Below are 24,091 nucleotides of genomic sequence, written 5' to 3'. Positions count from 1 at the left end.
CCCATAATTCATCCGGCAAGCGCCATCCGTCGTCCTGCTTGACCATGCCCATGATGTCCTCCATCAAAAACACTGGCTTGGACAAGCATTACTTCAATTCTTATCCCTACTGGAATAGGCTCTAAATATGAATGGACAGATCGTAAAGAGAGCGGAGCATGAAGTAAAATGGTTTTATCTCACACTTCTATGAATTTAACTCATCGATAATGTTGGAGCGCATTCATTTGGCCATCGTGCAAGAGGTAGAGCGGCATGGCTCGCTGACTGCTGCTGCTGCCGTCCTGCACGTCACGCAATCGGCGCTGAGCCATAGCATGAAGAAACTCGAGCAGCTGCTTGGCACGGACATTTGGCTACGCGAAGGCCGCAGCCTGCGGCTGACGCAGGCCGGGCAATACCTGCTTGTTGTTGCCAATCGGGTGCTGCCACAGTTGGCTTTGGCTGAGGAACGATTGCAGCAGTTCGCACGAGGCGAGCGCGGCGTCCTGCGCATTGGAATGGAATGCCACCCTTGCTACCAGTGGCTATTGAAAGTGGTTTCGCCCTATCTTGCGGCTTGGCCTGACGTCGACGTGGACGTAAAGCAGAAATTTCAGTTCGGCGGCATCGGCGCGCTGTTTGGCTACGAAATTGATTTGCTCGTAACGCCCGATCCGCTCTATAAACCTGGACTGGTCTTCGAGCCGGTCTTCGACTACGAACAAGTTCTCGCGGTAGCCGTCGGCCACAAGCTGGCAAAGGAGGACTACATCAAGCCGGGACAATTGACCCATGAGGTACTGGTCGCTTATCCGGTGCCAACCGAACGCCTGGACATCTACAACCTGTTTCTCACGCCGGCCGGTGTGACGCCGAAGCGGCACAAGGCAATTGAGACGACCGATATCATGCTGCAGATGGTCGCCAGTGGACGCGGCGTAGCGGCCCTGCCGCGCTGGCTGGTGCTCGAATACGCCAGCAAAATGGACATCGTTCCCGTTCGCCTGGGGAGAGACGGCATTGCAAAGCAGATTTATCTGGGAGCCCGCGAAACTGACGTCGGGATTGACTATCTACGCGCTTTCATCGAACTGGCGCGAAAACCAGTTGCGCCAATAGATGCTTGATACTTGGATTGTCACCAACCCGCTTTTTGAGTGTGGGCCCGCGTTTGTGTATTTAGAGTTACTTTTTACCGTTGAAAGCGCCAGTTAAATCCGGGCAAAATCTCGCCATAAGCGGCCCTCCCGTGGGCGAAGGCAAACGACCGCTTAAGGAATAATTCTGTTGAAAAAGTCACTTTGAATCCTCGGGAGATGTGTCCTACGGTGGCTGAACAGTGCTAAACGAGCGAGGCCATCATGATGGGGCGCCAAGATGCCAACAGGGATCGGATAGAGGTCATCAACCTGGAAGAATTCGTGCCACCCGACCACTTGCTGCGTGCAGTCGATTGCTGGGCACCTCGAATAACACGTGATTTCGGCGTCATCAGCGAGCTAGGACTTATCAATAAATAAGTTGTTCGATTTCTTCTGGGCTTCTTGGGCGCGGGTTGATCGTATAGTTTCATGCTGGGCAAATGGTATGCGCTTCAATACGCAAGGCGCGCATTTCCTCGTTCGAGACCCGTTCACCCAGCTCATTGCCACCGCGCTTGAGGAACGCCTTGACCCGTAACCCCGTGCGCGTCGCGGTGCCTTCGATGTATTTCATCATCGTGTCGAATGTCCGTAGCGGCACTCCCGCCCAATTCATGCTGATGTGGCTGAACAAGCGATGCTCGATCGGATTCCATTTCGAGCAGCCGGGCGGATAGTGGCACACCGTAATGGGCAGTGCCGCGATGTCACTGAGCTCCTGCAATTGCGCTTTCCAGACGCGCGAGCGATAACTGTTGGAGCCACCGGCATCCGCCAGAATCAATAAACGATGCGCATCGCGATAGCGCTTGCGTCCCTCAAAGAACCACCAGTCGCCGATCGTATCCACGGCAAAGCGTGGCGTATCAAAGCAGTCCCCGACACAAACGAAACCCCGATTCGCGCTGACTTCATAAACGCCATAGGGCACTGCCTGACCAATGGCGTCCTGTGGCCAGTCATGTACCAGCACTGGCTCCGCCACCTTGCACCACGCTTTGCCGGCATTCTTGAAGTCGCCGATCAGCTCTTTTTTTTCGTGTCGACACTGATGATGGGATCCCCCGCGGTATGGAAGTTCTCGCGCTGTTCATTGATATGCTCAAACTGTTCATGACGCTGAGCTGCAGAAGCGCCTCGGACTTCGGTACGCCGCGCATTGATCTTCGGAGAATACTTCAGCTTGCGCAGCAGCTTCGAGACGGTCGGAGGACTGACGGCATGGCCTTTCTTCTTCAGTGCTGCGCTCAGATGACGCAAGGAGCTACTCTTTGCCATGGGGCGCCGCCCCATCGGATCACCGGCCGTCTCCGAAGCCAACAAGGCTTCCAAGGATTGCTCTAATCGGGGATCCCGTTCTTCCGCGGCAGGCCGGCCTCCACCAGGCATTCGCAAGTGCGCATCGGGACATCCGGCCAAATCTGACTCGAGTTCATGACAGCCACGCAAAATCGTGGTTGGGCTCATGCCGGTAATCTGCGCCAGCAAATGCTTGCCGCCATGACCGATACGCATCGCTTCCAGCGCCACAAACCAGCGCCGCTGGGGTTCGTTGAGCCGACTGAGAAACAGATTGATGTGATGATGAAAGGCTTGTTCCGGATGCGGCTCGCGGGATTGGCAAAGCGGGCATTCACAACGGTGGACTGGCGAATCAGTCATGACGGTCTCCTTCACAGCGACCAGGACATGAAATCAATTCTGCTCCTCACAGCTTCAGACCGCCACCTTGTTTTTTAACAAGTCCTAGTGGTAGTTTGTTGAAAGTAGCGGCAGAAGGTCTATGGTGGTAGCAGGAGGTACTGCTGCCATGACTGCACGTCGTCCTTGTCCGCCAGCACCGGGTCCGCTGGAAGACTACGCCAAGCTCTTCGACCCGCTGTTTCATTCATTAGCGCAACGCCGCAGCTTCCGAACTTATCTTGCCGGTCTTCTGGCGCCGCGTGACCGGCCCAAGACGCTCACGGCATTAGCCGGTGCGGAGCCGCTGGTCCAGGCGCAAACCGCGCCCGTGCAGCAACTGCAATTCTTCCTGTCCGAATCGGTCTGGGACGCTGACGTCGTGACCGCCCGCACGCTGCAATTGCTGGGCGAGGAACCGCTGACGGCCAGCGATCCCGATGGCGTGCTCGTCGTTGATGACACCGGCGACCGCAAGGATGGCTGTGCGACCGAGCATGTGGCACGCCAGTACCTCGGCTCGGTGGGCAAGATCGACAACGGCATCGTGGCAGTGACGACGTTGTGGGCCAATGAGCAACCCTACTATCCCTTGCATGTGATGCCCTACACCTCGGAGAGCCGTCTGCCCGAAGGAAAGAAGGACCCCGCTTTCCATAGCAAACCGCAACTGGCTCTGGCGCTGATTGAACGGGCGCTGGCGGCTGGCATGGCGTTCAAGGCCATTGTGGCGGATTGTTTTTATGGCGATCACCGTGAACTCGTGGCCACGTTGCGGCGACGCCGGCTGCCCTTTGTGCTGTCGCATCGCGGCTCGGTCGGACGCGGTTGGGCACCAGAAGACATGGCCCACTCTTTTAAGGAAGCGCTGGAAGAAGTACGGCCGCGTGACTGGCGCCAGGTGACACGCCACTTCCGTGACGGACATACCGAACGCTGGTGGGCCATCGAGTTAAGCTTCCTCAGCTATGGCTCCAATAAGCCGGTACGCGCCATTTGCGCGACGACGGATCGGCGGACATTGCCGGAGTTGTCGACCTGGTACCTGACCACCAATTTGCCGCTGGAGGCGGCATCCCTGGAGGAAGTGGTACGTCTCTACGGGTTGCGACACTGGGTCGAACAAGGCTACAAGCAAATGAAGGATGAGCTGGGCTGGGCCGACTTCATGGTGCGTAACGACCAGGCGATGCGGCGGCATTGGCAGTTGGTGTGCTGCGCCTTCGCTTTTTGCTGGTGGCAGGAGGCACGACAGGCACACCAGCATGCTCCGGTGAATTCCCCGGTTCGAAAAAAAAGCCAGACGGTACGGTTGCCGATGCGATGTCGCTGGCCGCGTCTGCTTCGTTCGGTGCGGGCGTGGTTGACGCCGCTGAACTGGCTCATGCACTGCTGGCTCTTCTCCGCCAAGCCCCCACCCACCGAATTCACTACGCTAGCGCGATACTGAGGTCGGTCGGAATTCGTGTATGCCAACACGGTGTCAAGCAGCGGTCTTTTGCTGAAAGTAATGCTGCCTGAATGCTGCCGGCGACAGGTAGCCCAGCCGGGCCTGTCGTCGCTGGCGATTGTAGAACATGTCGATGTACTCGGCGATTTCATACCGGGCTTGCGCGCGTGTTGCATAGCGCCGGTGGTAGATGAGTTCGTTCTTGAGCGTTCCTCAGAAACTCTCGATGGGCGCGTTGTCGAAGCAATTCCCACGCCGACTCATCGATGCCAGCATGCCGAATTGGGCTACTAGCGCGCGGTATTCATGCGAGCAGTATTGACTGCCGCAGTCGGTGTGTTGAATCAAACCCGGCGGCGGCCGGCGCAGGGAGACAGCCCGGAACAGGACCTGCATCGCTAGGTGCCGTGTCATCCGCTCACCCATTGCATAGCCGACGATTTCGCCGGTGTACAGATCCTTCAGTCCGGCCAGGTAAAGCCAGCCCTCATCGGTCGCGATGTACGTCAAGTCCCCAGTCCACACCTGGTCCGGTGCCTCAGTGACGAATCTCTGCTGGAGCAAGTTCGTTGCGACTGGCAGATTGTGCTTCGAATTGGTCGTCGCCTTGAACTTGCGTTTCTGCCTGCAGCGCAGTCCTAGTTTTTTGCGTAGCCGACGAATGCGGTGCAAGCCGACCTGCACCCCGTGCTCGGCAAGATCCTTCTGCAGTCGCTCCGGCCCGCACGTCTCACGGGTACGCCGGTGAGCAGCCTGGATTTCTGCTTCAAGACGGGGCTCCTGCTGTGCACGCAACGACGGCTTACGACGGCGCCAAGCATAGTATCCGCTGGCCGACACCCCCAGCAGCCGACACATCGGCGGTAATGGATATTGATGTCGCAATTCTTCCATGGCCCGGTACTTCACCGCGACTCCTTCGCAAAGTACGCCGCGGCACGCTCAACCGGTCACTGCAACAGGTCATCAAGTTTATCTGCGGGTGTCTGAAATCCCAAGGTCTTTCGGGGGCGCTGATTCAACTCCGATGCGATCTTGTCCAGGTCGCGCTGAGAGTAAGTCGATAGCGCGGTGCCTTTAGGGAAATACTGGCGCAGCAAGCGATTCGTGTTCTCGTTCGTTCCTCGCTGCCAAGGGCTCTGCGGATCGCAGAAATAAACGGCTACGTTGGTCGCCATGGTAAGTTCCTTATGGTTCGCCAACTCCATGCCTCGATCCCAAGTCAGTGACTTGCGCAGCTCTGCAGGCAGCTTGCGGATTTGCTTGCTCAACGCGCTCACCACGCTAACCGTATCCTTTCCATTTACCTTCACAAGCATGGTAAAACGGGACTGGCGTTCCACCAGCGTCGCAATATGGGTATTTCCGGACCCGGTGATGAGGTCGCCTTCCCAGTGACCTGGAACAGCCCGGTCTTCGATTTGAGCCGGCCGTTCACGAATGGATATTGCATCGATAATCTGTCCACGCGGCTGGCTGGATACATGTTTGGAGCGGCGTGTTGGCCGCCGAGATCTCAAATGCCCAATGAGTTCCTTCTTCAACACGCCCCTGGCCTGCATAAACAAGCTGCGATAGATCGTTTCATGTGATACCTGCATGCTATCGTTATCCGGATAGGTCAACTTGAACCACCCGGCTATTTGCTCAGGTGACCAGTTCAATTGCAGTTTTGCTGCAACAGCCCTCTGCAGCTTTTCGTTCCTAGCAAGCAGACATTGCTTTGGTCGCTTTGCACACGCCCAGGCACGCTTGTCTGCAGCCCCGGCACGGTACTTTGTACGCCCACCATTGCGCTCAATTACTCGGCTCACTGTTGAGGGAGAACGTCCAAGTTCAAGAGCGATTTGCCGTATCGACCAGTCCGCCGCCAGTCCACGCGAGATCTCTTCACGTTCCTCCAATCGCAGCGCAATTCGTGAACGACATCGGGCAGTCGGCGCGATTCCGCCGTTGGCTGCAACGATGGTATAAACCGATGCCGGATGCTTGTTCAGTGCACAGCCAATTTCACTTAACGACTGACCGTCTTTCCATCTCTGCCATAGCTCCGTTTTCTGTGCCGCAGAAAGACCGTTGTACTTCTTCCTCTCCATACATCCCTTTCTTCCAGCCGGTATTAAAGCATGGGCTGTTGCACCGACCGGTTGAACGCACCTTGCTGAAAGTTAAAACGGAGGCGTATCAAGTATTTTAGGTTCTTCGCCGATATGGGCGGCGGGAAGGGGTCACTGAACAATCATTCTACTGCGCAGCACGGACGGGAAAGTATCAGACTCTGGATGGTCTACTATCGCCTTCGAGGAGCGCGAAAGTTCAACCCAAACCGGGCGCCGACTGGATATTGGCGAACGTCCGTTCTGCCGCCTTTAGCGGTCGGCACAAGCTCATACAGGTTCCACAGCATGCATTTTCGCTTGCCATTGTGTCGCGCTGCCTCGCAGATTCATGCTACAAAACGGTGAAGAACCGGAAATGGTCTGTTTTTCTTATGGCCGATGAGGCTCTTGATCACCGAGAGGCGCCCTGAATCTGTCGTGTGAGCCGTCAAGCAGGAGGCAAGTGAGCATCATCTTGCCTCACGGCTTGCGGAAGCCGACCGGGTGTCCCTACCAACGTAAGTAACAGTATGTTTATGCCCTGCCAGGCATAATGCGCACCGGAAAAAATCTCTCGGAAGGCACCTATGCGTCTATCAGACTTCATCGCAATCAACTTGGCGGCGATCCTGCAAGAGTGGGAAGATTTCGCCAAAAGTATTCATCCTTCTGGCGCGACCGCCGACACCGTCGAGCTGCGCGACCACGCGGCGGGCATACTGAAGGTCATTGCGGCCGACCTCGCCACCGAGCAGACGGAGCAGCAAAGCGTCGACAAGTCACGCGGCCAGGCGCCGCGAATCGAAGGCGAGTCAATGGCGGAGATCCATGCGATCGCGCGCCTGAAGGCAGGATTCAACATTGACCAATTAGTGGCGGAATACCGGGCATTGCGCGCCAGCGTGCTACGTCTTTGGCAGAGGCGCACCAAGACCACGAGTGAGCACGAAATCCGAGACATGATCCGGTTCAATGAAGCCATTGACCAGGCGCTGGCGGAGTCAGTGGCCCGGTATGCGCGGATGGTGCAGGAAGCTCAGCACCTGTTTCTCGCCATACTGGGACACGACGTGCGCACTCCGCTGAGCACTGTCACTGTCGGCGCCCGTGTGTTGATGCTCGATGAAACTTTGTCGAGCAAGCAGATGAAAGTAGCGTCCCGCATCCTGAGCAGCGCTGAGCGGGTAAGTGTTATTGTCAGTGACCTTCTTGACTTCGCCGTGGCCAATTCGGGCGAAGGGATCCCTGTCAAGCAAACGAATACGGATTTGAGTACAGTTTGCGGCGATGTAGTGGAAGAAATGCGGGCAGTCCACGCCGACCGCAGAATCGTGTTGGAGTTAAGTGGAGATCTGCGCGGTCGCTTCGACGCCGCGCGCATTGCGCAGGCGTTGTCGAACTTGGTGGGCAACGCGATACAGCATGGCGCTGCGGAACGTCTGGTTACCGTCACGGTCTGCGGCGGGCGAGAGGAAATTACGATCGCCGTTCACAACGAGGGCGAAGCCATTCCCCATGAAACACAACAGACATTGTTCGACCCAATCAAGCGGCGGGCGATGCGGCCGACACGGGATCACCAGGGGCGCGTGGGAAATTTGGGACTGGGATTGTATATCGCCAGCGAGATCATCAAGGCGCACACCGGCTTCATCGGTCTTGTTTCGACTGCGGAAGATGGGACCACCTTCACTATTCATCTGCCGCGGTCGCCCCAGTTGAAACACCAGTTGCCCCGCGGGGAGGCGGGACTTTAAAAAGGCCAGCGTCAGGACACGCTAATCAGTGAAGTTGTCCCAGACGCGTATTGTTCATCCTCTTACGTGGCCGTTCAGCTATTCGTCATTAGGATACCAAGCATGTCGAGTATGGCGGCGGGAGATTCGACAGCCGCCATGCCGGCAGGTCGCCCCAGGTTCAATCGCTGGCTGTATCGGTGCGAGCGACACGGCCTGTGACGGGATACTGCGGGTCGATGAAGCCAGGGGTGGACGGATGCCCTGGCGGAACGAGCTTGTCCAAGAGAGCCTCATCGTCCGCCGTGAAGGGTGACTTCAGCGCACGCAGGTAATTCTCCCATTGCTCCAGGGTGCGCGGTCCGGCGACCACTGAGTGCACCAACACATTGTTCAGCACCCAGTTGATCGCGAAGTGCGAGGCGGAGCTCCCGTGTGCTTCCGCGTGCGCCTTAATCTCTTGTGCCATGCTGAGGGACTCTTTCCGAAGTTCGCTCTGCAAAATGCGCTCGTCATGGCGTGCGGCACGACTGCTGTCCGGGAGCCTGTCCATGCTTGCATACTTGCCGGTAAGCACGCCCCGCGCAAGCGGACTGTACGGAACGACGCCGATGCCGTAATACTCGCACGCGGTGAGATGCTCCACCTCCGGCATGCGGTTCATCGCGTTGTAATGCGGCTGGCTCGCCGCCGGCGGGTCGATGCTGCATTCCTTGCAAAGCCGGACCACTTCAGCCATGCGCCAGGCGCGGAAATTCGACACGCCGAAGTAGCGAATTTTCCCCGAACGGATGAGGTCGGCCAGGGCGTGTACCGTTTCTTCCAGCGGCGTGGTCGCATCGTCACGGTGCAGGTAGTAAAGGTCGATATGGTCGGTGCCTAGCCGCTTCAGGCTCTGGTCCACGGCACGCATCAGATACTTGCGTGACAGATCTGCTGGGAAGGCCGGATCCACTGGATAGCCGACCTTGGTAGCAAGGACCCAGTGGTCCCTGTCGTCCTTGATCGCGCGCCCGACGATCTCCTCCGATCTTCCCGCACCATAGGAGTCGGCGGTGTCGATGAAGTTGACGCCTGCTTCCCTCGCGCTGTCGATGATGCGGTGAGATGTCTGCTCGTCGGTCTGATCGCCAAACAGCATTGCCCCTAAGCAAAGAGGCGTCACCTTCAGGCCGCTGCGGCCGAGTCTGCGGATTTCCATGGTTTCCTCTCTCGAAGAATGTTCACATCGGAATCAGAGTTTGCGCTGCGCCAGACGAAGGTTTTCCTTGGCGCTCGTGTTCCGGGTGCACGATTGACGTCGGATTGGCGCGGCCATGGCGTATGACGCGACAGGAGCCAGCCTTGGCGCCTTGCGTCACTCATGAGCCTGTGCCGTCGCCAGAACACGCGGGCTTGGCAAAAAGTACCGATCGTGCGATGAGGTCAGCAAAACTGCTTGGCCTTCGGTGCACCCGAGCATCTTTACGCAACCCGATAGATTAGCAAAATCGCGCTGTTTTGCTCCATGCCAGCGGTGAGCCCAGGCATGCGCGCGCGACGCAGGTGCGCTGCGACGGAACAGCGCCTAGGGTGTCCGAGCACAGCTCGCCCCTCTTGAAATTCGCGCCGGGATTTATATTTTGGTGACGCGAGAAAGCTCGTCTGAGGCAATTCACAGAAAGGAGGACATCATGTTGTATCAATCGACGTTTGCTCGCGATATCCGCAATGCGTTCACCGAGTTGGCGGAACTGCAGAGGCAAGCCGAGCAGCTGTTCGACTTCGGACCCGATATCCGGGGCAGTGTCGGCAGCAGCTTCCCGCACATGAACATCGGTGAGACCCCCGAGTCCGTGGAGCTGTATGTCTTCGTTCCCGGAATAGATGCGGACAGCATTGACCTCACTATTGAGAACGGTGTGCTGACCATCTCTGGCGAGCGTGCGGACAATCTCTCCACCGGCCAACAAGAGGCGACCGCGCACCTGAACGAGCGGTTTGCCGGACGCTTCAAGCGGGTCCTGTCCCTGCCGGATGATATGGACGCAGACCGGATATCAGCGCAGTACCGGGATGGCATCCTGCATGTAAGCATCAAGCGCAAGGAGGCGGCACAACCGCGTCGCATTTCCGTTCAATGAAAAGGAGGATTGATCATGAGCGACAATGCCAACATCACCAAGCATGGCAACGGTCAGGACGTTGCCAAAAGCGCAGCCAAGGACACGAAACAGGCGTTGATTCCGCCGGTCGATGTGATTGAGGATTCTACCGGCATCACGCTGTTCGCAGATCTGCCCGGCGTGCCAAAGGACAAGCTCAGCCTTCACCTCGAGACAAATCGCCTGACGATCGAGGGCGAGATGGCGCTTGATCTGCCGGAGCAGATGGAATCGCGCTTTGCGGAAATCGACACACCGCGCTATCAACGCAGCTTCGCACTGTCGAAGGATCTGGACAGCGACAAGGCCACGGCCGAACTGAAGAACGGTGTGCTGAGATTGCACATCCCGAAAGCAGCGCATCTCCAGCCGAGGCGCATCCAGATCAGCACTGCCTGAGCAGGGCGCTTGCTGACTGCTCCTGCGCCAAATATGACGCCGCGCTTGTCATGGCGCGGCACATTTCGCAAAGTTGAATAAACATCTTGTTTGACATGATGGAGGTGAATCATGAAAAGCAAACGTTGGCAGGATTCTGTGAATCTTGTACTCGCTGTCTGGCTGTTCTTATCCCCATGGTTACTGGGCTATGGCAGTGAATTGCCCAAGGCGGCAAGGAATGCATGGCTGCTTGGCGCTGCGGTGACCATTGTCGCCGTGGCAACCATGTATGCGCCAAGAGTCTGGGAGGAAATCGTCAATTTCGTTTTGGGTGCCTGGGGTGTCGTATCGCCGTGGATTCTGGGATTCTCGGACAGCCGGGTGACGATGCTGAACATGGTTGTCGCCAGCATTATCATTGCGGCGCTGGCTCTATGGGCCGTGATGCGGGACCATGATTTTGGCCATCGTCTACATCGTGGTGGCAGCGCGTCCTGACTGGGGATGTCGTGCCGTGCAGAGCACGTATAAGAAGGAAGGCACCCTGATTCGGGGTGCCTTTTACATTGGATGGCCGACGCCCATCCACCCTGTGCGCCACTTGTGCCTGCGTCCAGCGTGCCGACGCAGCGCCACAACCCGGTGGCTAGACAATCACTCGCGGAGGGTTATTGAGCAAGTCGGCATACTCCGTGCGGGTATAGATTTGTTTCAGAATCGCTCCATCGGCCAGTTCGAGAATGACTTCGAGGCGGTCGGCGCCATTGTGCTGCAGCACATAAATCCGGTTGACGGCCACTAGCTCGAAATAGTCTCCATGCGGCTTTTTGTAGTACATGCTTTCTCCAGCCAAGATCAAAAATCACCGGGGTGGAAGCTTAGTTCTCTACCTCGGTTTCGGCCGCGTGATCGTCGCGCTCGCGCAGCAGCCAGTACACAACGCCCAGTGCGAGCAGGGCCCCGGCCAGTGCAGCGATTTTGGCGGGACTCGCATCGACGTCCAGGATCACGAATTTGCGCGCCAGCGCGATCAATGCAATCAGCACCACCGTCTTCACTTGGATGATGCTGTCCTTCCTGACCACGACTTTGATGATTGAGTGCTTGAACTCCAGCGCGATGAGCAGAGTCATGATCATCCCGAACACAGTCTGGAAGGTTTCGTGGGCTAGTGGATTGAGCGAATCCGTGAGCAACAGCAGGATGACGAAGCGGACCAATTGCGCCAACGCCACCACGACGATAATGGCGATGACAATACTCAGCACCACGGCGACTACCTGCTCAAAACGCTCATAGGCCGTCATCATTGCCCATGTTCTGCGCCGCCGCCGCGTAGTTGCTTCACTCAATGCGATGTCATGCTCCTCGTCCATTGATACCTTTTTAAGGTGATGCCGGGCCGCGGTTGGGCCCGGCAGGCGCCTGAACGGCATTAGGTGACGTTGATTGCGATCTTCCTTGGTTGCGCATGCTGCGCCTTTGGAATCCGCAGTTTCAGCACACCATTTTTCAGCTCGGCGCTGGTTTGCTCGCCGTCGAGTTCCTTCGACAATGCAAACACCCGGCGATAGCGGCCCAGTCTTACCTCAGCGAAGTTGGACTGTATCTCCTGGGGCATGTCGAGCGCAACGCGGCCCTCGATGGTGAGCCGGTCGCGTTCCAATTGCAGCGACAGGTTTTCCTTTGGCACGCCGGGCAGGTCCGCGTACAGCGTGATGCCGCCGGCGTCCTCGATCACATCCACTGGCGGCAGCAGTGCTGGCTCCTCCTGCTCGGCGCGGTTTTGGCTGGAGGGCGGGGCTTGCACGTTTCCTCCGGCTGAAGTGGTGCCGCCTCCTGCCGAGACGACGTTTCCACTTTGGCCCGCGTCCGGGTTTTGCCCGACGCTTGATTCCGTGTTCTGGCCAGTTTCCGTGGCCATATTGCTTTCGTTAGCCATGGTGTTCTCCTTCTCGGTTACTGGATGCTGATACGGCGAGGATGCATCTCCTGGCGCCGCTTGATGCTGATGCGCAGCACGCCATCCCGGCACTGCGCCGTGACGCCGTCCGGGTCGATGTCGTCTGGCAGGCTGATCACTTTGCGGAAACTTCCGGCGAAGCGCTCGTTGACATGCAGGTTTTGCTGCTCCACTGCGCCAGCGAACTCCGCCCTGCGCTCCCCCGCCACAGTCAGCACGCCGCGCTCGAGGTTAACATCAATCGCATTTGGATCGATGCCGGGTATAAATGCATACACTTCGATGGACTGAGGCGTGCTGCCAATATTCATGGCCGGGAAACCGCCTCGGGTAAGGCCCCGTATGTCGGGTTCCAGGCCAAACGCCTGCTGCATTTCCCGCTGAAGCCTGTCCATTTGCGAAACCAGATCGCCTCGAAACATCGATGGAAACATGATATTCCTCCTTTCATATAGGTGGCATCCTTTAGACTTGTGCAGAAGGTATGGTTCGTCTACATAGCAGTGCCATACAACCGTTTTTGACGAAAATCAGGCGCCGCAGACATGGCAATTCGTGCGTAGGCGTGTGCAAAGCGCGAGCACCACACTGGCTCCCGGGATGGATGGCTACCCCGGCCACGTTTCAGTCGCCTCCAAAAGGCCCGGCCGGCGGCAGCGTGCCATTGTCCGGTCGCACTTACCGCTTTACCTCGCGGAATTCGGCATCAACCACATCTTCGTCCGTACCTTTCCCCGCGTTGGGATGCGCCTGCTCGCCCTCGGACTCCGACTGCCTTTGCCCGCCGGAAGTCGCGTGGCTGGTCAGCATCTGAAGCGCCGTGGAGAGCGCTGCGGACCTGGCATCGATGTCTGCCTTGCTGTTGCCTTTCAGGGCTGAGTCAAGGTCCTTCATAGCAGCCTCGACCCGTTCCTTTTCTGCTTGGGCGGCACCGGTTCCGGCCTCGTCCAACGCTTTCCTTGCGGTGTGGACCAGGGCATCACCCTGATTTCGTGATTCAGTTAGTTCCTTGAGCTTTCTGTCCTCCTCGGCATGGAGTTCAGCATCTTTCACCATGCGCCGGACCTCTTCCTCGGTAAGGCCGGAATTTGCCATGATCGTGATCCTGTTTTCCTTGCCGGAAGCCTTGTCCTTCGCACTCACATGGAGGATGCCATTGGCGTCGATGTCGAAAGTGACCTCGATTTGGGGCATCCCACGCGGCGCAGGGGGAATGCCTTCGAGATTAAATTCCCCGAGCAGCTTATTCGCATCCGCCATTTCCCGCTCACCTTGGTACACCTTCACCGTTACGGCCGGCTGGTTGTCCTCCGCAGTCGAGAATATCTGCGCGAACTTGGTCGGGATCGTGGTGTTCTTCTCGATCATCTTCGTCATTACGCCGCCCATTGTCTCGATGCCCAACGACAGGGGCGTAACGTCCAACAGCAGCACGTCCTCTCGCTCACCCGACAGCACCGCACCTTGAATCGCGGCACCTACGGCCACGGCCTCGTCCGGGTTCACGTCCTTGCGCGGTTCCTTGCCGAAAAATGCCCGTACTGCCTCCTGGACCTTTGGCATGCGCGTCTGGCCCCCGACCAGGATCACGTCATCAATCTTATTGACGTCGATCCCGGCATCCTTGATGGCCAGCTTGCACGGCTCGATGGTTTGCTGGATCAAGTCCTCCACCAGGCCTTCCAGCTTGGCGCGGGTAATCTTCAAGTTAAGGTGCAGTGGTGCGCCATTAGCCATGCCAATGTATGGCTCGTTGATCTCGGTCTGCTGTGACGAAGACAGCTCAATCTTGGCACGCTCGGCGGCGCTCTTGATTCGTTGCAGCGCAATCGGGTCCTTGGACAGGTCCAATCCGTTGATTTTGCGGAACTCGTCAATGATGTAAGTTAGCAGGCGTTGATCGAAATCTTCGCCGCCGAGGAATGTATTGCCGTTGGTGGAGAGCACTTCGAACTGCTTGTCGCCGCCGACGTTGGCAATCTCGACAATGGAAATGTCGAAGGTCCCACCACCAAGGTCGTAGATTGCAATCTTACGCTCACCCTTGGTATCTTTATCCAGGCCGAATGCCAGCGCCGCAGCGGTTGGCTCGTTGATGATACGTTTGACTTCTAGCCCGGCAATTCGGCCTGCATCCTTCGTGGCCTGACGTTGCGAATCATTGAAGTAGGCCGGCACGGTGATGACTGCTTCCGTGACTTCCGCACCAAGGTAGTCCTCGGCAGTCTTTTTCATTTTGCGGAGCACTTCGGCGGATACCTGAGGTGGTGCGAGTTGCTTACTCTGCACCTCGATCCAGGCGTCGCCGTTGTCTGCCCTAATGATCTTGTATGGCATCAGCCCGATGTCCTTTTGCACTTCCGGCTCATCGAATTTTCTGCCAATCAAACGCTTGACGGCGTACAGCGTGTTTTTTGAATTGGTGACCGCTTGCCTTTTCGCGGGTGCGCCAACCAGGATCTCCCCGCTCTCGGTATAGGCGACAATCGACGGTGTAGTCCTTGCGCCCTCCGAGTTCTCAATGACCTTGGGTTCATTTCCTTCCATGATCGCTACGCAGGAGTTGGTTGTACCCAAATCAATGCCGATAACTCTAGCCATGATTTTCTCCTAATAGGAAACATGATGTCCCGAGAGTCGGAACGGTAAGGCACGATGCTCCGCTCCGGTGAGGATTGCGCCTACATGTTTTAGACCAAAAATCTTCTTTGGAAAAACGCAGGCGCTTCCTTACGCGCATTTGACAGCATCCGGCGGAAAAATTCCTCCGCGTGGCTCGTTACGCATAGCCCATGTTGCCGTGACTGCATTCAGGATGGATTGTTGAGCTGCCGATATGAAAAGGCCCTGCCTGGCAGGTATCCAAATATCATCAGATAGGGTAGCTACCAATGCCTAAACCTACCTGAACTTTCACTGAAGGGCTCAGTCACTGCATGCATGTCGGACATGCAACGATATGCTGCATTGTAGATAGTCGACGCTGAAAAATTGCTTACACCCAGTAGCCATGCGGGGTGAGGCCTGAATCGGTCTGCGGAATTTGCAGGGAGCGGCGCTTGTCATATGCGGTTTCCTGCAAATTCTGATAAGGTCATCATGGACCCGCGTCATCATTCCAGAAAGCCAGGAGCATCAACGCGGCAAGACTTTCCCCTGCTGGAACACTTACTAACCTTTTTTAAAGTAAAGTCATTGACTGGCATACTGGCACTCAGGCTGTAGGAAGAAGGACCTCACCAACCGAGGCAGTTTCTGAAGACGGCGTAGCGCGCCTAGTGCCAATTTCTTCATGTCGTCTTTGCCCTGGACCATCTGCTTGCTGACACGACGCTTGACGTGCGCCCAGACCTGCTCGTCCGGGTTCAGATGGGGCGCATACGGCGGCAGATAAAACAGCCGGAGCTGCCCATTGAGTCCGTCCACGTAGTCCTGCACCAGCCGGGACTTGTGAATGGGGTGACCATCCACAATGACGAAGACCGGCCTGGTGGCCCCAATCATCAGGCGGCTCAGGAAGTCCTTGAACACCGGCGCGGTTACCGTTCCCTCATGCACCATGAAACGGAAGTCGCCGCGTGGACTGACGGCAGAAATCATATTCAGCGAGAAGCGGCGGCCAGTCACCGCGACGACCGGCGTTTCGCCAACCGGCGCCCAGGTCGTGCCAGTGTGGTAGTCAGACCGGATACCGGCTTCATCGGCAAAGTACACCATGGCACCGGTTGCGCGTGCCTCGGCCTTGATCTGCGGATACGTTTTGGTTTCCCAGCGCCTGACCATGGCCGCATCTTGCTGCCAAGCCTGATACAGCGGTTTCTGCGCCGAAAAGCCAAGCAGTTTCATGATCCGGCTCACCGCTGCCAGCGACATCGACTTGCCAAACTGGCGGTGAATCAGCTTGGCAATCAGCGACAAGGTCCACAAGCCGTACTCCAGCTCGAAGTGTTGCGGCGTATGGTCTCTGACCGCTTGCGCGATCCAGTGCATCTCTTCATCGCTGACCTTTGCTGGACGTCCCGAGATCGGCTTGGCGAGCAACGCCTCGTCTCCGCCGTCGGAATACTTGGCCAGCCAGTTGAACGCCGTGCGCACGTTCAGCCCGAATGCCGCCGCGACGCTGGTTACAGTCTGCCACTCACGTACGGCCCTGATGGCCTGCTGCCGCATCACTTGCAGTGTATGGTGGTCGAACTTGCGACCATCTGACGTTCATTTGCATTTCATGCCGCTATCATATCAATGATATGGCATTACTTCATGAAAGGTTAGTACATACGATGCCCGGCGTCGACGAACGTTTGCAAGCGTATCGCAATGCAGGTGTTCAAGTGGCGATTGATGATTTCGGCACTGGGTACTCGTCGATGACTTACCTGCAGAAGTTTCAGATCGATTACCTGAAGATTGATCAATCCTTCATCCGCGACATCACGAGCAATCTGGCCCATCGCACGATTACCGAGACGATCATCATGATGGCCCATAAATTGGGCCTGAAGGCAATTGCCGAAGGCATTGAGACTGAGGAACAGCTTAGTCTGCTTAAGGAGGCTGGGTGCGACTACGGCCAGGGTTTCCTGTTTTCTCCACCGGTGCCACTTGAAAGTTTCGAAGAATTACTGGCGCCGGAAGCTCCAAGTGGACTGACATTGACTCTATACTGCGCTGTGTCTGTCTTACAATTTTTTCTACCAAGAGGAGCCATGATGATCAGTAATCTTCAATCCGCGCGCGCGTTAATACAAGCTGATCTTGACCATGCAAGAAAAGTGCTGGAGTTGTGGTCCCAACAGGTGAACGAGCTGGAGCGCGCGCTCGAGCAAATTGATTCGGTCGGCGAATCGCGTCAAGCATTAAAGGACCAATACACGGGAGGTCGGAATCCCGCGCCGCGCCTCATGGCCCCAGCATCAAGGCCCACTCGAAGTGGCCCTAAACCGAAAGCAGAGGAACCACCGGCAGGCACAACGAAGAAGCAACGTGCAAAATCGCAGGGCCGCAGTTCAGATAGTAGTGCAAGCTCCGCGGGAGACGGTAAGGCTGGCGCAGTCAAAAAGGCGAAGAAACTTGCCGTGCGTGGCACGGCGCGAAAGGTTGAAGCGAAATACAAAGACTTGAACTCGGATAAAACCTGGTCTGGCCGTGGACGTCGCCCAGCATGGTTCGTTGGGGAACCGGAACAATACTTGATTTCCCCCGGCTCCTCTCAGCAGGCGGCTAGTGGCACATTGTCCACCGTACATTGATCTATTGTGGCGCTGCTATCTCAATAGAACGCGATGCGTTTTCCCGCATTTGGGATGCAAGCATGGACGCGGCGAGTACGATCGTCACTATGGATGTATTACAGACGGACTCTATCAGCGTATCAGCGCATTTCATTATTGAGCCGAGCCGACAAAGGCATAGTCAGAAAAATTCATTTTCCAAGACAGAGTAACGCTCCAGTGCCTTATTTGTCTTTCCGCAGCCTTGGCATGACGGAATGCCGTTCAGCACGCAGTTCAGACATCCCATCGACATGGATTTGTTGTTGACGCCGGCGCCACAGCAGTACCTTCTGTTCGCGCAGCGAAGACCGACTCAGGAGCCAGTATCTCAGCAATTCGATTGGTGGGCGAAGCAGGCGATCAAGATGAATTCCTATGACGGAATTATAATGTGTTGATGCAGTCTGCCACCCCCGCTCTGAGCGTATCTCTCTTCAGCGCTTAAAAAGGTTTAATCGTTGCTATGCCAACCGACATGACGACATCCGTCTATGCTCTCCCGATCAAATGGACCGATGACGAATGGAACAAAATCGCTGTCCAGTTGTACCACTTGAAAGGAAGACGCGCGCTGGCACCCGACGGAGTCGAAGACATTAAGGCCAGGGACGTCTTTGAAGCCCAGAACATCTTGCCTGTGGAGCGGCGCCGCAAGCAGATATCGATCGCGCAAGGATTTCAAGCGATCCGTACGCGGCTGCGTGGCTTGTTCGAAAGAGGGCAGCAGAACCATCTCTTCCCCGCTTTAGCGCCGCCTGCTCACAAGGATGTGACAAGCGCTAGTTCGCCATCACCCGTGGCCCAGGCATCGGTGGAGGCGCCGGTGAAGGAATTGCGCACGTTTGATGCCGCCAGCCATGATTTGTTTGCTGACGGAGGCGTGGGTTCGAATGAGGCGAGCGATGACGTTGGGAGCGCACGCATGCTGGAAGTGAGCGGGGCAGCTGGTTTGGAAACCAACCGGATCGATGAAATTGTCCCATTGAAAAAAACGATGGACCAAGAAGCCGATGAGGCGCGACCGTCTGCCACCATCGCCCCCACCACGTCAGCTCGCGTATTCGAGAACGTCCATTCTTTTTCCTCCAAGGACAACCGTGGCAACCAGCTGGCGAGGCGAGCAGAGCCATCAAGAACCAGTCTGACGGAACTGGCCCGACCTTTTGTGGCCATGGTTTGTGAAGAACTGGCCCGCGCATTGGTACAGACTTTCTCCGGACAAGAGCTCACCAGCGCAACGTCAAGGCTGCCAACGTCTGCCGTCCAGACAGCGCGACAGTCCGAGGAGCCACGCTCCCGGCGGGGTACGGAGCAGGTGAGCAACGATTCGAGATTCCCGATGAGGGACGACAATCTCAGGGCAGGGTGGACCGGTGCGTTCGAGACAGGAGATGACGAGATCGGTCATCCCGCGGAAGTACAGCCGTTGTTCGATCCAAAGCTGCCGCCTTCAGCCAACAGCGACTTCAAGCCGATGATTGGCCTGGTGGCGACGCGCGACCATGAGTTTGAGGATCTACAGCTCCTGTATCCGCAGCTCCGCTTTTCGATCGTGCCGGCCGAAGACATTCGTGGGCCGGAAGTATTCCGCGACTGCCAGCGCGTCATCGGTTTGCGCGAGGAAGTGCCTCATGGGGTAGAGGAAGTGCTGAAGCGGGCGCTGGGGTTCCGTTATATCTGGGTGCGTGGTGGCCCAGACCGTGTCCGAGAGCAGCTTGATGCGTGGCTCGCCAATCCGGCGTCCATGCAAGCTGGGCCGAGACGACAAGCGCCACGCAATGAAAAGAGGGTGACAAATAGTAACGCAAAGAAGCGGGCGAAATGGCCGCCGCGTGTGGCATAGCAGCGGATGCCGTCTGCGACGGCTTCCAAACTTTCATGCGCCTCGTCAGCATGATCACATAACCTCTGCAGTCGCTGTCTATCCTGAAAGAAAGTACAGGAAGGCTCTCAGGCGGGGTCATGACCCACATGAAGGAGTGAGTCGACCATGGGTGACGACTTTGCTGCAAGCCGGTAGGGTACGGATATTGCGAACTTGCTATTGCAAGTCGGTGCTACGCTGCAAAAGGCTAGATGTGGAAAAGAAATCGATGCGGAAGTGTGGCTGATGAACTGGCTGGATACGCCGAATCTGTCATTCAACGGTGTCTGTCCCCGTATTTTTCTGTGAGCGTCGGACGCTGCGGTCCGTACCGTTTGCAAAATGAATAGGACTCATGGTGGATCAACAATTAAAGAGCCTGCAGAATCAGTTTCTGCAAAAGCTTCGCGACAACAAAACACCGATTTCTATCTTTCTGGTGAACGGTATCCGGATACATGGCCGTATTGAATCTTTCGACAAATACGTTGTTGCGGTCCGAAGTGAAGTAACGCAGTTGGTCTACAAACATGCCATATCGACGGTCATTCCGGCAGGTTCGGAACAGCCCCATCCGAGGCCGCGAAAAGAGCATGATGAAGATTCAGGCGTGATCGTGCGGACCAAGCGTTCTCGTGCGACCGGTTTGTAGCAAGGCTTTTGGAGAACGAGTTGGCGCAAAAAGCGAAAAACGTGCATCGAAAGCTGCACGAAGTTGCATTATGGAAATTTTGCATAATTAGATATATGCCGGACCGCACAGAGAAAGCCAGCAAAACTCGTTGCTGGCTTTATTTATTGTGGCTACAATAATCATATGGAAATCGAATACGACTCAGCCAAAGACGAGAACAATGTGCGCAAGCATGGTGTGTCTCTGGCTGATGCCGGTTTGATCGACTGGTCGAGCGCGCTGATTCGACGCGACCTTCGCCGCGACTACGAAGAGCAGCGCTATCAAGCGTTTGGTATGCTGAATGGTCGCCTATATCTGGTTGTGTTCACACCGAGGAATGGAGCCATGCGCGTTATCAGCATGCGCAAGGCCAACAAGCGAGAGGAACGCAAATATGAATCGCAGAATCTCTAAGCCCGTCACAGAAGAGGAAGATGCGCGGATTTCCCGCACTGCAGCTGCGGACCCAGACGCGCGCGAGTTGACGGATGCGGAACTCGACGAGCTACGCCCGGCGCATGAAATGCTGCCGATGATTTTCGGCCAGGACAATGCCGAACAGCTAATGCGCCGGCGCGGTCGGCCCGCCAGCCCGGTGACGAAGGAACTGGTCAGCGTACGTTACGACCGCGATGTGTTGGAAGCATTTCGCGCGGGCGGCGAAGGCTGGCAGAGCCGCATGAACACCGCGCTGCGCGAGTGGGCTGCCGAACACGGCATGCTGTAGGTTTATCCCGTGGTATGCGGCGATGCGGTGCGGTAGTCAGACGCTGAAGCCGCCGGTAATCAGACCGCACCGTAGAGGTATAGTGATGCAACCCGGAGTATACAGCCTGGGATTGGTTCCATGCGCCGCACCACTCAAAAGGTCAATAATCCTCTTTATGTAAAATTAAGTATAAGGGTGGTTGGTACCAATAATAGAACATCGGGGTCATTCAGCTTCAGGTGCACACCGATCATGGTAGGCCTCTGACGGGAAATCCCAGCTCATCCTATGCCGGTGCATGGTCGAACGCCATGCTGCCAATTAGCCTATGTCAAAAAAGGATCAATTCCATATCAGGGGCTCAACCCGCAGATCTTTACATTATCGCGACCACAAGTAGAATTAGGTTGCTCGATGGTTATTTTTTGGCAATTTCATTCTAGAGATTGGGGAAAGAGACAATGGCAACGGGTACAGTGAAATGGTTCAACGACGCCAAGGGATTCGGCTTTATTACGCCGAATGGTGGCGGCGAAGATTTGTTCGCCCACTATTCGGCCATTCAAGCGGCTGGATTCAAGTCGCTCAAGGAAGGCCAGCGCGTGAGCTTCGAGCCGACCCGCGGCGATCGGGGCATGCAGGCATCCGCCATCCGGCCGGAGTAACCTCCTCTAGCCAAGGGCAATAGTTTCCCTACCAGTTGCCACCGCTTAAAAACCACATTCCCAAGCGGTTCTTGCAAAATTGGCTTTACAGCTAGTGAAGCGAACGTAGAATGGCCCTGACCCGGCAATATTTGTCGGGGCATAAAATTTTTTGTGAGTAGAGAAATGGCAACAGGTACGGTCAAGTGGTTCAACGACAGCAAGGGTTTTGGCTTTATTACACCGGATGGCGGCGGCGAGGATTTGTTCGCTCACTTCTCTGCCATCCAGTCGAACGGCTTCAAGTCGCTTCAGGAAGGCCAGAAAGTAAGCTTTGATGTGACCCAGGGTCCGAAGGGCAAGCAGGCATCGAACATCAAGCCCGCGTAACAGCCACCACGACAGTTTGTCTTTCGGGCAAATCGTTCTGCAGAAACTTATTCCCCCGCTCATAGCCGGGGGATAAGTCTCGGTTTGTGCCTGGTTTGATCATTAGCTGACAACAGAAACGTTATTGGCTGTTCCAATTGCTCCTTTCCGCCTTGCGGATCACCTCGTTTTTATCTTGTTTCTTTTTTAGCTCTTTTCCCGCTCAACGAACCTCTCCGCAGTGATCAGCCCATTTTCATAGCGGTTTTTCACAGTGAGCAGTCATAGCCGGGTATTACTCGCCCGAGGTGCCGGTTAGGCTGGCAAACAAATGTGATTGAGCATGGATTGCCGGTGCAGCGGCCAGTAGCCATGCCGCACGATACGAATTTACGAAACAACCGCCAAGAACGCAGAGATTGTACCGTGCAAGTTTCTCATAAGAAGCCGTGCATCGGAGAGGTTGAGGCACCTTCCCGGCTATGCGCTCTTTATCGGAATCGCCTCATCTCACTGTAGCGTGCTCGGTCCCGTCTGCACATTTGCAAAGCCGAACTCTTTCTCCGCTGCGACTTCAGCAAGCAGCTGTTCCTGCACCGCGTCAGGCGCTCCGCCGCTTTCGCGATGCGCGCGATACCAGGCATTGAGAAACCCGCCAACAATGTCTTCATCGTCGCCGGTCAGCGCGCTAATGTCGAGATCGTTGGCCTCACAAATGCGCTCGAGCGGGTCCATATCGAACTCCACCATGCTGGTCACGGGGTCGCGGCTCAGGTTCAAATCCTCGAAACGTACATCGTCCGGTATCACAATATAGGTCTTCTGCATCATGGCGGGCCTCCTATCGGTGATTTGCTTCGATCCATGTCCATGCAACTACGCGCTCGTAATCTCCCATCCACAGTTTGTCTTCCGTCTCGCTGCGGTCGATGTCCGGGGCGAAGAAGACAGCGCAGAACGGCAGCGGCAAGTTCTCAGGATGCCAGTAGGCGCCAGCTCGGCCGCGATCTTTCTGACTAACTGCTGCGCCCGGTCATCCACACCGACGACGAAGGTCTCCACGCGCTGACCATTGTGATGAAGATGAGACACCAGATTGGCGCCAGTCGGCTCATACGAGAATTCATATCCTGGAAACAGGTCGCGCGTGACTTTCCCGCTCTTGATCCAGTTGCTCGCGGTCTGGATGCTGGCCTCCTCGACTTGCCATCGCGGCAACATGCGAGCGTGTCCAGTGTGGACAGTCAGGTGGTGAAGATCGGTCAATATGACATCCCTCCTCTCCAATCGATGGATGTATGACAGCAACGATTTTCGCCCATCCATCCATCCAGTATTAAGAGACATGCGCAGATGCATGATCCTCATCACTTCACGAAAACCTTCGCCAGCTCACTCCATCGGGGCGTGTAGCGCGGCGCCTTGTGTTCAGCCCGCGGCCCCCAGCAATTCTGCGTGCCGGCAGAAGCCGCCGCACCGTGTCGCGGCCAAAGCGCTTATTCGTCCCGTCGGGCGCCGCCATCACCGCATCCGAATCCCGGTTCTGCACCTCCACCCGGTCGAACAGCGAGCCCTAAACCACACCGGCCAAGGAAATGTTGAGCAGGACGATTCCTTCTTTTAACTTGTAGCCTTTGCGATAGATCGCGGCGGCCCGGCCAGCGCTGCGCAGGCGAGATCCATCGTATCCGCGCTCGGGTTAGGCAATGGGACGGTAATGCCATTGCAGTATTGCGGATCGTGCTCGCGGAAGCGGTTAGTCATCACGAACATATGAATGGCATCGGCGCCCGAATGCTGAGCCCGCAGCTTTTCCGTGGCCTGCGTGAAGGAAGTGGTTCAGGCCTGCGGCGGTAATGAAATGGTCACCCTTCATCCTACGAGCGGTTACCCTTGTGGGTGTTTTACTTTCTGAGCGAGGAGACCATCATGCAAGACGTCATACTGATCGGCATTGACCTTGGGAAGCATTCTTTCCA

22 protein-coding genes and 4 pseudogenes are annotated in these 24,091 nt (G+C 56.4%); 13 read left to right on the top strand and 13 right to left on the bottom strand.

The features are described 5' to 3' along the window. Positions 1 to 209: 209 nt before the first annotated feature. On the top strand, positions 210 to 1,109 hold the full coding sequence (locus tag JJB74_RS31545; protein WP_200598521.1) for a LysR family transcriptional regulator: 900 nt from the start codon (positions 210 to 212) through the stop codon (positions 1,107 to 1,109). Between the two features lie 442 nt (positions 1,110 to 1,551). On the opposite strand, the pseudogene JJB74_RS31540 reads toward JJB74_RS31545, so the two are convergent. Then, positions 1,552 to 2,402 (bottom strand): annotated as a pseudogene (locus JJB74_RS31540) (ISAzo13 family transposase). 532 nt (positions 2,403 to 2,934) lie between these two features. Here JJB74_RS31540 and JJB74_RS31530 point away from each other — a divergent pair. Beyond that, positions 2,935 to 4,254: an IS701 family transposase gene (locus JJB74_RS31530; RefSeq protein WP_200598519.1), complete on the top strand. Its 1,320-nt coding sequence runs from the start codon at positions 2,935 to 2,937 to the stop codon at positions 4,252 to 4,254. A gap of 33 nt (positions 4,255 to 4,287) precedes the next feature. Here the strand turns inward: JJB74_RS31530 and JJB74_RS31525 are convergent. Together JJB74_RS31525 and JJB74_RS31520 are read right to left on the bottom strand one after the other, a co-directional pair. Continuing rightward, positions 4,288 to 5,190 (bottom strand): annotated as a pseudogene (locus tag JJB74_RS31525) (IS3 family transposase); the annotation flags it as partial. Positions 5,191 to 5,204: 14 nt separating this feature from the next. Then, the gene (locus tag JJB74_RS31520) at positions 5,205 to 6,350 is read right to left on the bottom strand and encodes an IS30 family transposase (RefSeq protein WP_200598518.1); all 1,146 of its coding nucleotides are present in this window, start codon (positions 6,348 to 6,350) and stop codon (positions 5,205 to 5,207) included. A gap of 590 nt (positions 6,351 to 6,940) precedes the next feature. Between JJB74_RS31520 and JJB74_RS31515 the strand changes: the two genes are divergently transcribed. Continuing rightward, positions 6,941 to 8,110 (top strand): sensor histidine kinase, encoded by a 1,170-nt coding sequence (locus JJB74_RS31515; protein WP_200598517.1) that lies wholly within the window; start codon positions 6,941 to 6,943, stop codon positions 8,108 to 8,110. Between the two features lie 160 nt (positions 8,111 to 8,270). On the opposite strand, the gene JJB74_RS31510 is transcribed toward JJB74_RS31515, so the two are convergent. Continuing rightward, positions 8,271 to 9,290 carry an aldo/keto reductase gene (locus tag JJB74_RS31510; RefSeq protein WP_200598516.1) on the bottom strand — a complete coding sequence of 340 codons (1,020 nt, stop codon included), beginning with the start codon at positions 9,288 to 9,290 and terminating at the stop codon, positions 8,271 to 8,273. 472 nt (positions 9,291 to 9,762) lie between these two features. On the opposite strand from JJB74_RS31510, the gene JJB74_RS31505 reads away from it, so the two are divergent. The 3 genes from JJB74_RS31505 (at position 9,763) to JJB74_RS31495 (ending at position 11,112) form a co-directional block, all read left to right on the top strand. Next, positions 9,763 to 10,212, top strand: a complete 450-nt coding sequence (locus tag JJB74_RS31505) for an Hsp20/alpha crystallin family protein (protein ID WP_200598515.1) — start codon at positions 9,763 to 9,765, stop codon at positions 10,210 to 10,212. A 15-nt stretch (positions 10,213 to 10,227) separates the two neighbouring features. Further along, positions 10,228 to 10,632 carry an Hsp20/alpha crystallin family protein gene (locus JJB74_RS31500; RefSeq protein WP_200598514.1) on the top strand — a complete coding sequence of 135 codons (405 nt, stop codon included), beginning with the start codon at positions 10,228 to 10,230 and terminating at the stop codon, positions 10,630 to 10,632. 111 nt (positions 10,633 to 10,743) lie between these two features. Beyond that, complete coding sequence (locus JJB74_RS31495) at positions 10,744 to 11,112, top strand: SPW repeat protein (RefSeq protein WP_200598513.1); 369 nt, start codon at positions 10,744 to 10,746, stop codon at positions 11,110 to 11,112. Between the two features lie 148 nt (positions 11,113 to 11,260). On the opposite strand, the gene JJB74_RS31490 is transcribed toward JJB74_RS31495, so the two are convergent. From JJB74_RS31490 to JJB74_RS31465, 6 genes are all read right to left on the bottom strand, one after another. Then, positions 11,261 to 11,452: a hypothetical protein gene (locus tag JJB74_RS31490; protein WP_200598512.1), complete on the bottom strand. Its 192-nt coding sequence runs from the start codon at positions 11,450 to 11,452 to the stop codon at positions 11,261 to 11,263. A 40-nt stretch (positions 11,453 to 11,492) separates the two neighbouring features. Continuing rightward, positions 11,493 to 11,990, bottom strand: coding sequence for a phosphate-starvation-inducible PsiE family protein (locus tag JJB74_RS31485; protein WP_200598511.1), 498 nt, complete (start codon positions 11,988 to 11,990; stop codon positions 11,493 to 11,495). A 59-nt stretch (positions 11,991 to 12,049) separates the two neighbouring features. Next, the gene (locus JJB74_RS31480) at positions 12,050 to 12,424 is read right to left on the bottom strand and encodes an Hsp20/alpha crystallin family protein (RefSeq protein WP_325170208.1); all 375 of its coding nucleotides are present in this window, start codon (positions 12,422 to 12,424) and stop codon (positions 12,050 to 12,052) included. 149 nt (positions 12,425 to 12,573) lie between these two features. Beyond that, complete coding sequence (locus tag JJB74_RS31475) at positions 12,574 to 13,011, bottom strand: Hsp20/alpha crystallin family protein (protein WP_200598510.1); 438 nt, start codon at positions 13,009 to 13,011, stop codon at positions 12,574 to 12,576. Positions 13,012 to 13,255: 244 nt separating this feature from the next. Beyond that, on the bottom strand, positions 13,256 to 15,178 hold the full coding sequence (gene dnaK, locus JJB74_RS31470) for a molecular chaperone DnaK (RefSeq protein WP_200598509.1): 1,923 nt from the start codon (positions 15,176 to 15,178) through the stop codon (positions 13,256 to 13,258). A 591-nt stretch (positions 15,179 to 15,769) separates the two neighbouring features. Continuing rightward, entirely contained in the window at positions 15,770 to 16,747 is a 978-nt protein-coding gene (locus JJB74_RS31465) for an IS630 family transposase (RefSeq protein WP_234485026.1), read from the bottom strand. Positions 16,748 to 16,857: 110 nt separating this feature from the next. Between JJB74_RS31465 and JJB74_RS31460 the strand changes: the two genes are divergently transcribed. From JJB74_RS31460 to JJB74_RS31430, 7 genes are all read left to right on the top strand, one after another. Further along, entirely contained in the window at positions 16,858 to 17,826 is a 969-nt protein-coding gene (locus tag JJB74_RS31460; protein WP_234485025.1) for an EAL domain-containing protein, read from the top strand. Positions 17,827 to 18,325: 499 nt separating this feature from the next. Next, positions 18,326 to 19,693, top strand: coding sequence for a hypothetical protein (locus tag JJB74_RS31455; protein WP_200598507.1), 1,368 nt, complete (start codon positions 18,326 to 18,328; stop codon positions 19,691 to 19,693). A 376-nt stretch (positions 19,694 to 20,069) separates the two neighbouring features. After that, positions 20,070 to 20,366 (top strand): RNA chaperone Hfq, encoded by a 297-nt coding sequence (gene hfq / locus JJB74_RS31450; protein ID WP_234485024.1) that lies wholly within the window; start codon positions 20,070 to 20,072, stop codon positions 20,364 to 20,366. A gap of 165 nt (positions 20,367 to 20,531) precedes the next feature. After that, positions 20,532 to 20,804, top strand: coding sequence for a BrnT family toxin (locus tag JJB74_RS31445; RefSeq protein WP_200598506.1), 273 nt, complete (start codon positions 20,532 to 20,534; stop codon positions 20,802 to 20,804). Continuing rightward, a complete protein-coding gene (locus JJB74_RS31440) occupies positions 20,785 to 21,117 on the top strand; it encodes a BrnA antitoxin family protein (RefSeq protein ID WP_200598505.1) in 333 nt (110 codons plus the stop codon). The genes JJB74_RS31445 and JJB74_RS31440 overlap by 20 nt, the downstream gene beginning before the upstream one ends. A 443-nt stretch (positions 21,118 to 21,560) precedes the next feature. After that, complete coding sequence (locus tag JJB74_RS31435; RefSeq protein ID WP_200598504.1) at positions 21,561 to 21,764, top strand: cold-shock protein; 204 nt, start codon at positions 21,561 to 21,563, stop codon at positions 21,762 to 21,764. Positions 21,765 to 21,929: 165 nt separating this feature from the next. Further along, positions 21,930 to 22,133 (top strand): cold-shock protein, encoded by a 204-nt coding sequence (locus tag JJB74_RS31430; protein ID WP_200598503.1) that lies wholly within the window; start codon positions 21,930 to 21,932, stop codon positions 22,131 to 22,133. A gap of 489 nt (positions 22,134 to 22,622) precedes the next feature. On the opposite strand, the gene JJB74_RS31425 is transcribed toward JJB74_RS31430, so the two are convergent. From JJB74_RS31425 to JJB74_RS34270, 3 genes and pseudogenes are all read right to left on the bottom strand, one after another. Continuing rightward, positions 22,623 to 22,943, bottom strand: coding sequence for a hypothetical protein (locus JJB74_RS31425; RefSeq protein ID WP_200598502.1), 321 nt, complete (start codon positions 22,941 to 22,943; stop codon positions 22,623 to 22,625). Between the two features lie 536 nt (positions 22,944 to 23,479). After that, positions 23,480 to 23,569: pseudogene (locus JJB74_RS34275) on the bottom strand (DUF4113 domain-containing protein); the annotation flags it as partial. 163 nt (positions 23,570 to 23,732) lie between these two features. After that, positions 23,733 to 23,924, bottom strand: a pseudogene (locus JJB74_RS34270) (DinB/UmuC family translesion DNA polymerase); the annotation flags it as partial. Positions 23,925 to 24,091 lie beyond the last annotated feature (167 nt).

The sequence above is a fragment of the Noviherbaspirillum pedocola genome, assembly GCF_016632335.1.
Lineage (GTDB): Bacteria > Pseudomonadota > Gammaproteobacteria > Burkholderiales > Burkholderiaceae_D > Noviherbaspirillum_A > Noviherbaspirillum_A pedocola.
Note: the sequence above shows the minus strand (reverse complement) of the source record. Positions and strands in the feature narration are given on the sequence as shown.

Excerpts from the sequence above, each read along its gene's own strand:
- JJB74_RS31425 (WP_200598502.1), bottom strand. The coding sequence starts at position 22,943 with ATGATGCAGAAGACCTATATTGTGATACCGGACGATGTACGTTTCGAG.
- JJB74_RS31545 (WP_200598521.1), top strand. The coding sequence starts at position 210 with ATGTTGGAGCGCATTCATTTGGCCATCGTGCAAGAGGTAGAGCGGCAT.
- JJB74_RS31520 (WP_200598518.1), bottom strand. The coding sequence starts at position 6,350 with ATGGAGAGGAAGAAGTACAACGGTCTTTCTGCGGCACAGAAAACGGAG.
- JJB74_RS31515 (WP_200598517.1), top strand. The coding sequence starts at position 6,941 with ATGCGTCTATCAGACTTCATCGCAATCAACTTGGCGGCGATCCTGCAA.
- JJB74_RS31510 (WP_200598516.1), bottom strand. The coding sequence starts at position 9,290 with ATGGAAATCCGCAGACTCGGCCGCAGCGGCCTGAAGGTGACGCCTCTT.
- hfq (WP_234485024.1), top strand. The coding sequence starts at position 20,070 with ATGGTGGATCAACAATTAAAGAGCCTGCAGAATCAGTTTCTGCAAAAG.
- JJB74_RS31490 (WP_200598512.1), bottom strand. The coding sequence starts at position 11,452 with ATGTACTACAAAAAGCCGCATGGAGACTATTTCGAGCTAGTGGCCGTC.
- JJB74_RS31475 (WP_200598510.1), bottom strand. The coding sequence starts at position 13,011 with ATGTTTCCATCGATGTTTCGAGGCGATCTGGTTTCGCAAATGGACAGG.
- JJB74_RS31435 (WP_200598504.1), top strand. The coding sequence starts at position 21,561 with ATGGCAACGGGTACAGTGAAATGGTTCAACGACGCCAAGGGATTCGGC.
- JJB74_RS31455 (WP_200598507.1), top strand. The coding sequence starts at position 18,326 with ATGACGACATCCGTCTATGCTCTCCCGATCAAATGGACCGATGACGAA.
- JJB74_RS31485 (WP_200598511.1), bottom strand. The coding sequence starts at position 11,990 with ATGGACGAGGAGCATGACATCGCATTGAGTGAAGCAACTACGCGGCGG.
- JJB74_RS31430 (WP_200598503.1), top strand. The coding sequence starts at position 21,930 with ATGGCAACAGGTACGGTCAAGTGGTTCAACGACAGCAAGGGTTTTGGC.
- JJB74_RS31530 (WP_200598519.1), top strand. The coding sequence starts at position 2,935 with ATGACTGCACGTCGTCCTTGTCCGCCAGCACCGGGTCCGCTGGAAGAC.
- dnaK (WP_200598509.1), bottom strand. The coding sequence starts at position 15,178 with ATGGCTAGAGTTATCGGCATTGATTTGGGTACAACCAACTCCTGCGTA.
- JJB74_RS31460 (WP_234485025.1), top strand. The coding sequence starts at position 16,858 with ATGCCCGGCGTCGACGAACGTTTGCAAGCGTATCGCAATGCAGGTGTT.
- JJB74_RS31495 (WP_200598513.1), top strand. The coding sequence starts at position 10,744 with ATGAAAAGCAAACGTTGGCAGGATTCTGTGAATCTTGTACTCGCTGTC.
- JJB74_RS31505 (WP_200598515.1), top strand. The coding sequence starts at position 9,763 with ATGTTGTATCAATCGACGTTTGCTCGCGATATCCGCAATGCGTTCACC.
- JJB74_RS31445 (WP_200598506.1), top strand. The coding sequence starts at position 20,532 with ATGGAAATCGAATACGACTCAGCCAAAGACGAGAACAATGTGCGCAAG.
- JJB74_RS31465 (WP_234485026.1), bottom strand. The coding sequence starts at position 16,747 with ATGCGGCAGCAGGCCATCAGGGCCGTACGTGAGTGGCAGACTGTAACC.
- JJB74_RS31440 (WP_200598505.1), top strand. The coding sequence starts at position 20,785 with ATGAATCGCAGAATCTCTAAGCCCGTCACAGAAGAGGAAGATGCGCGG.
- JJB74_RS31500 (WP_200598514.1), top strand. The coding sequence starts at position 10,228 with ATGAGCGACAATGCCAACATCACCAAGCATGGCAACGGTCAGGACGTT.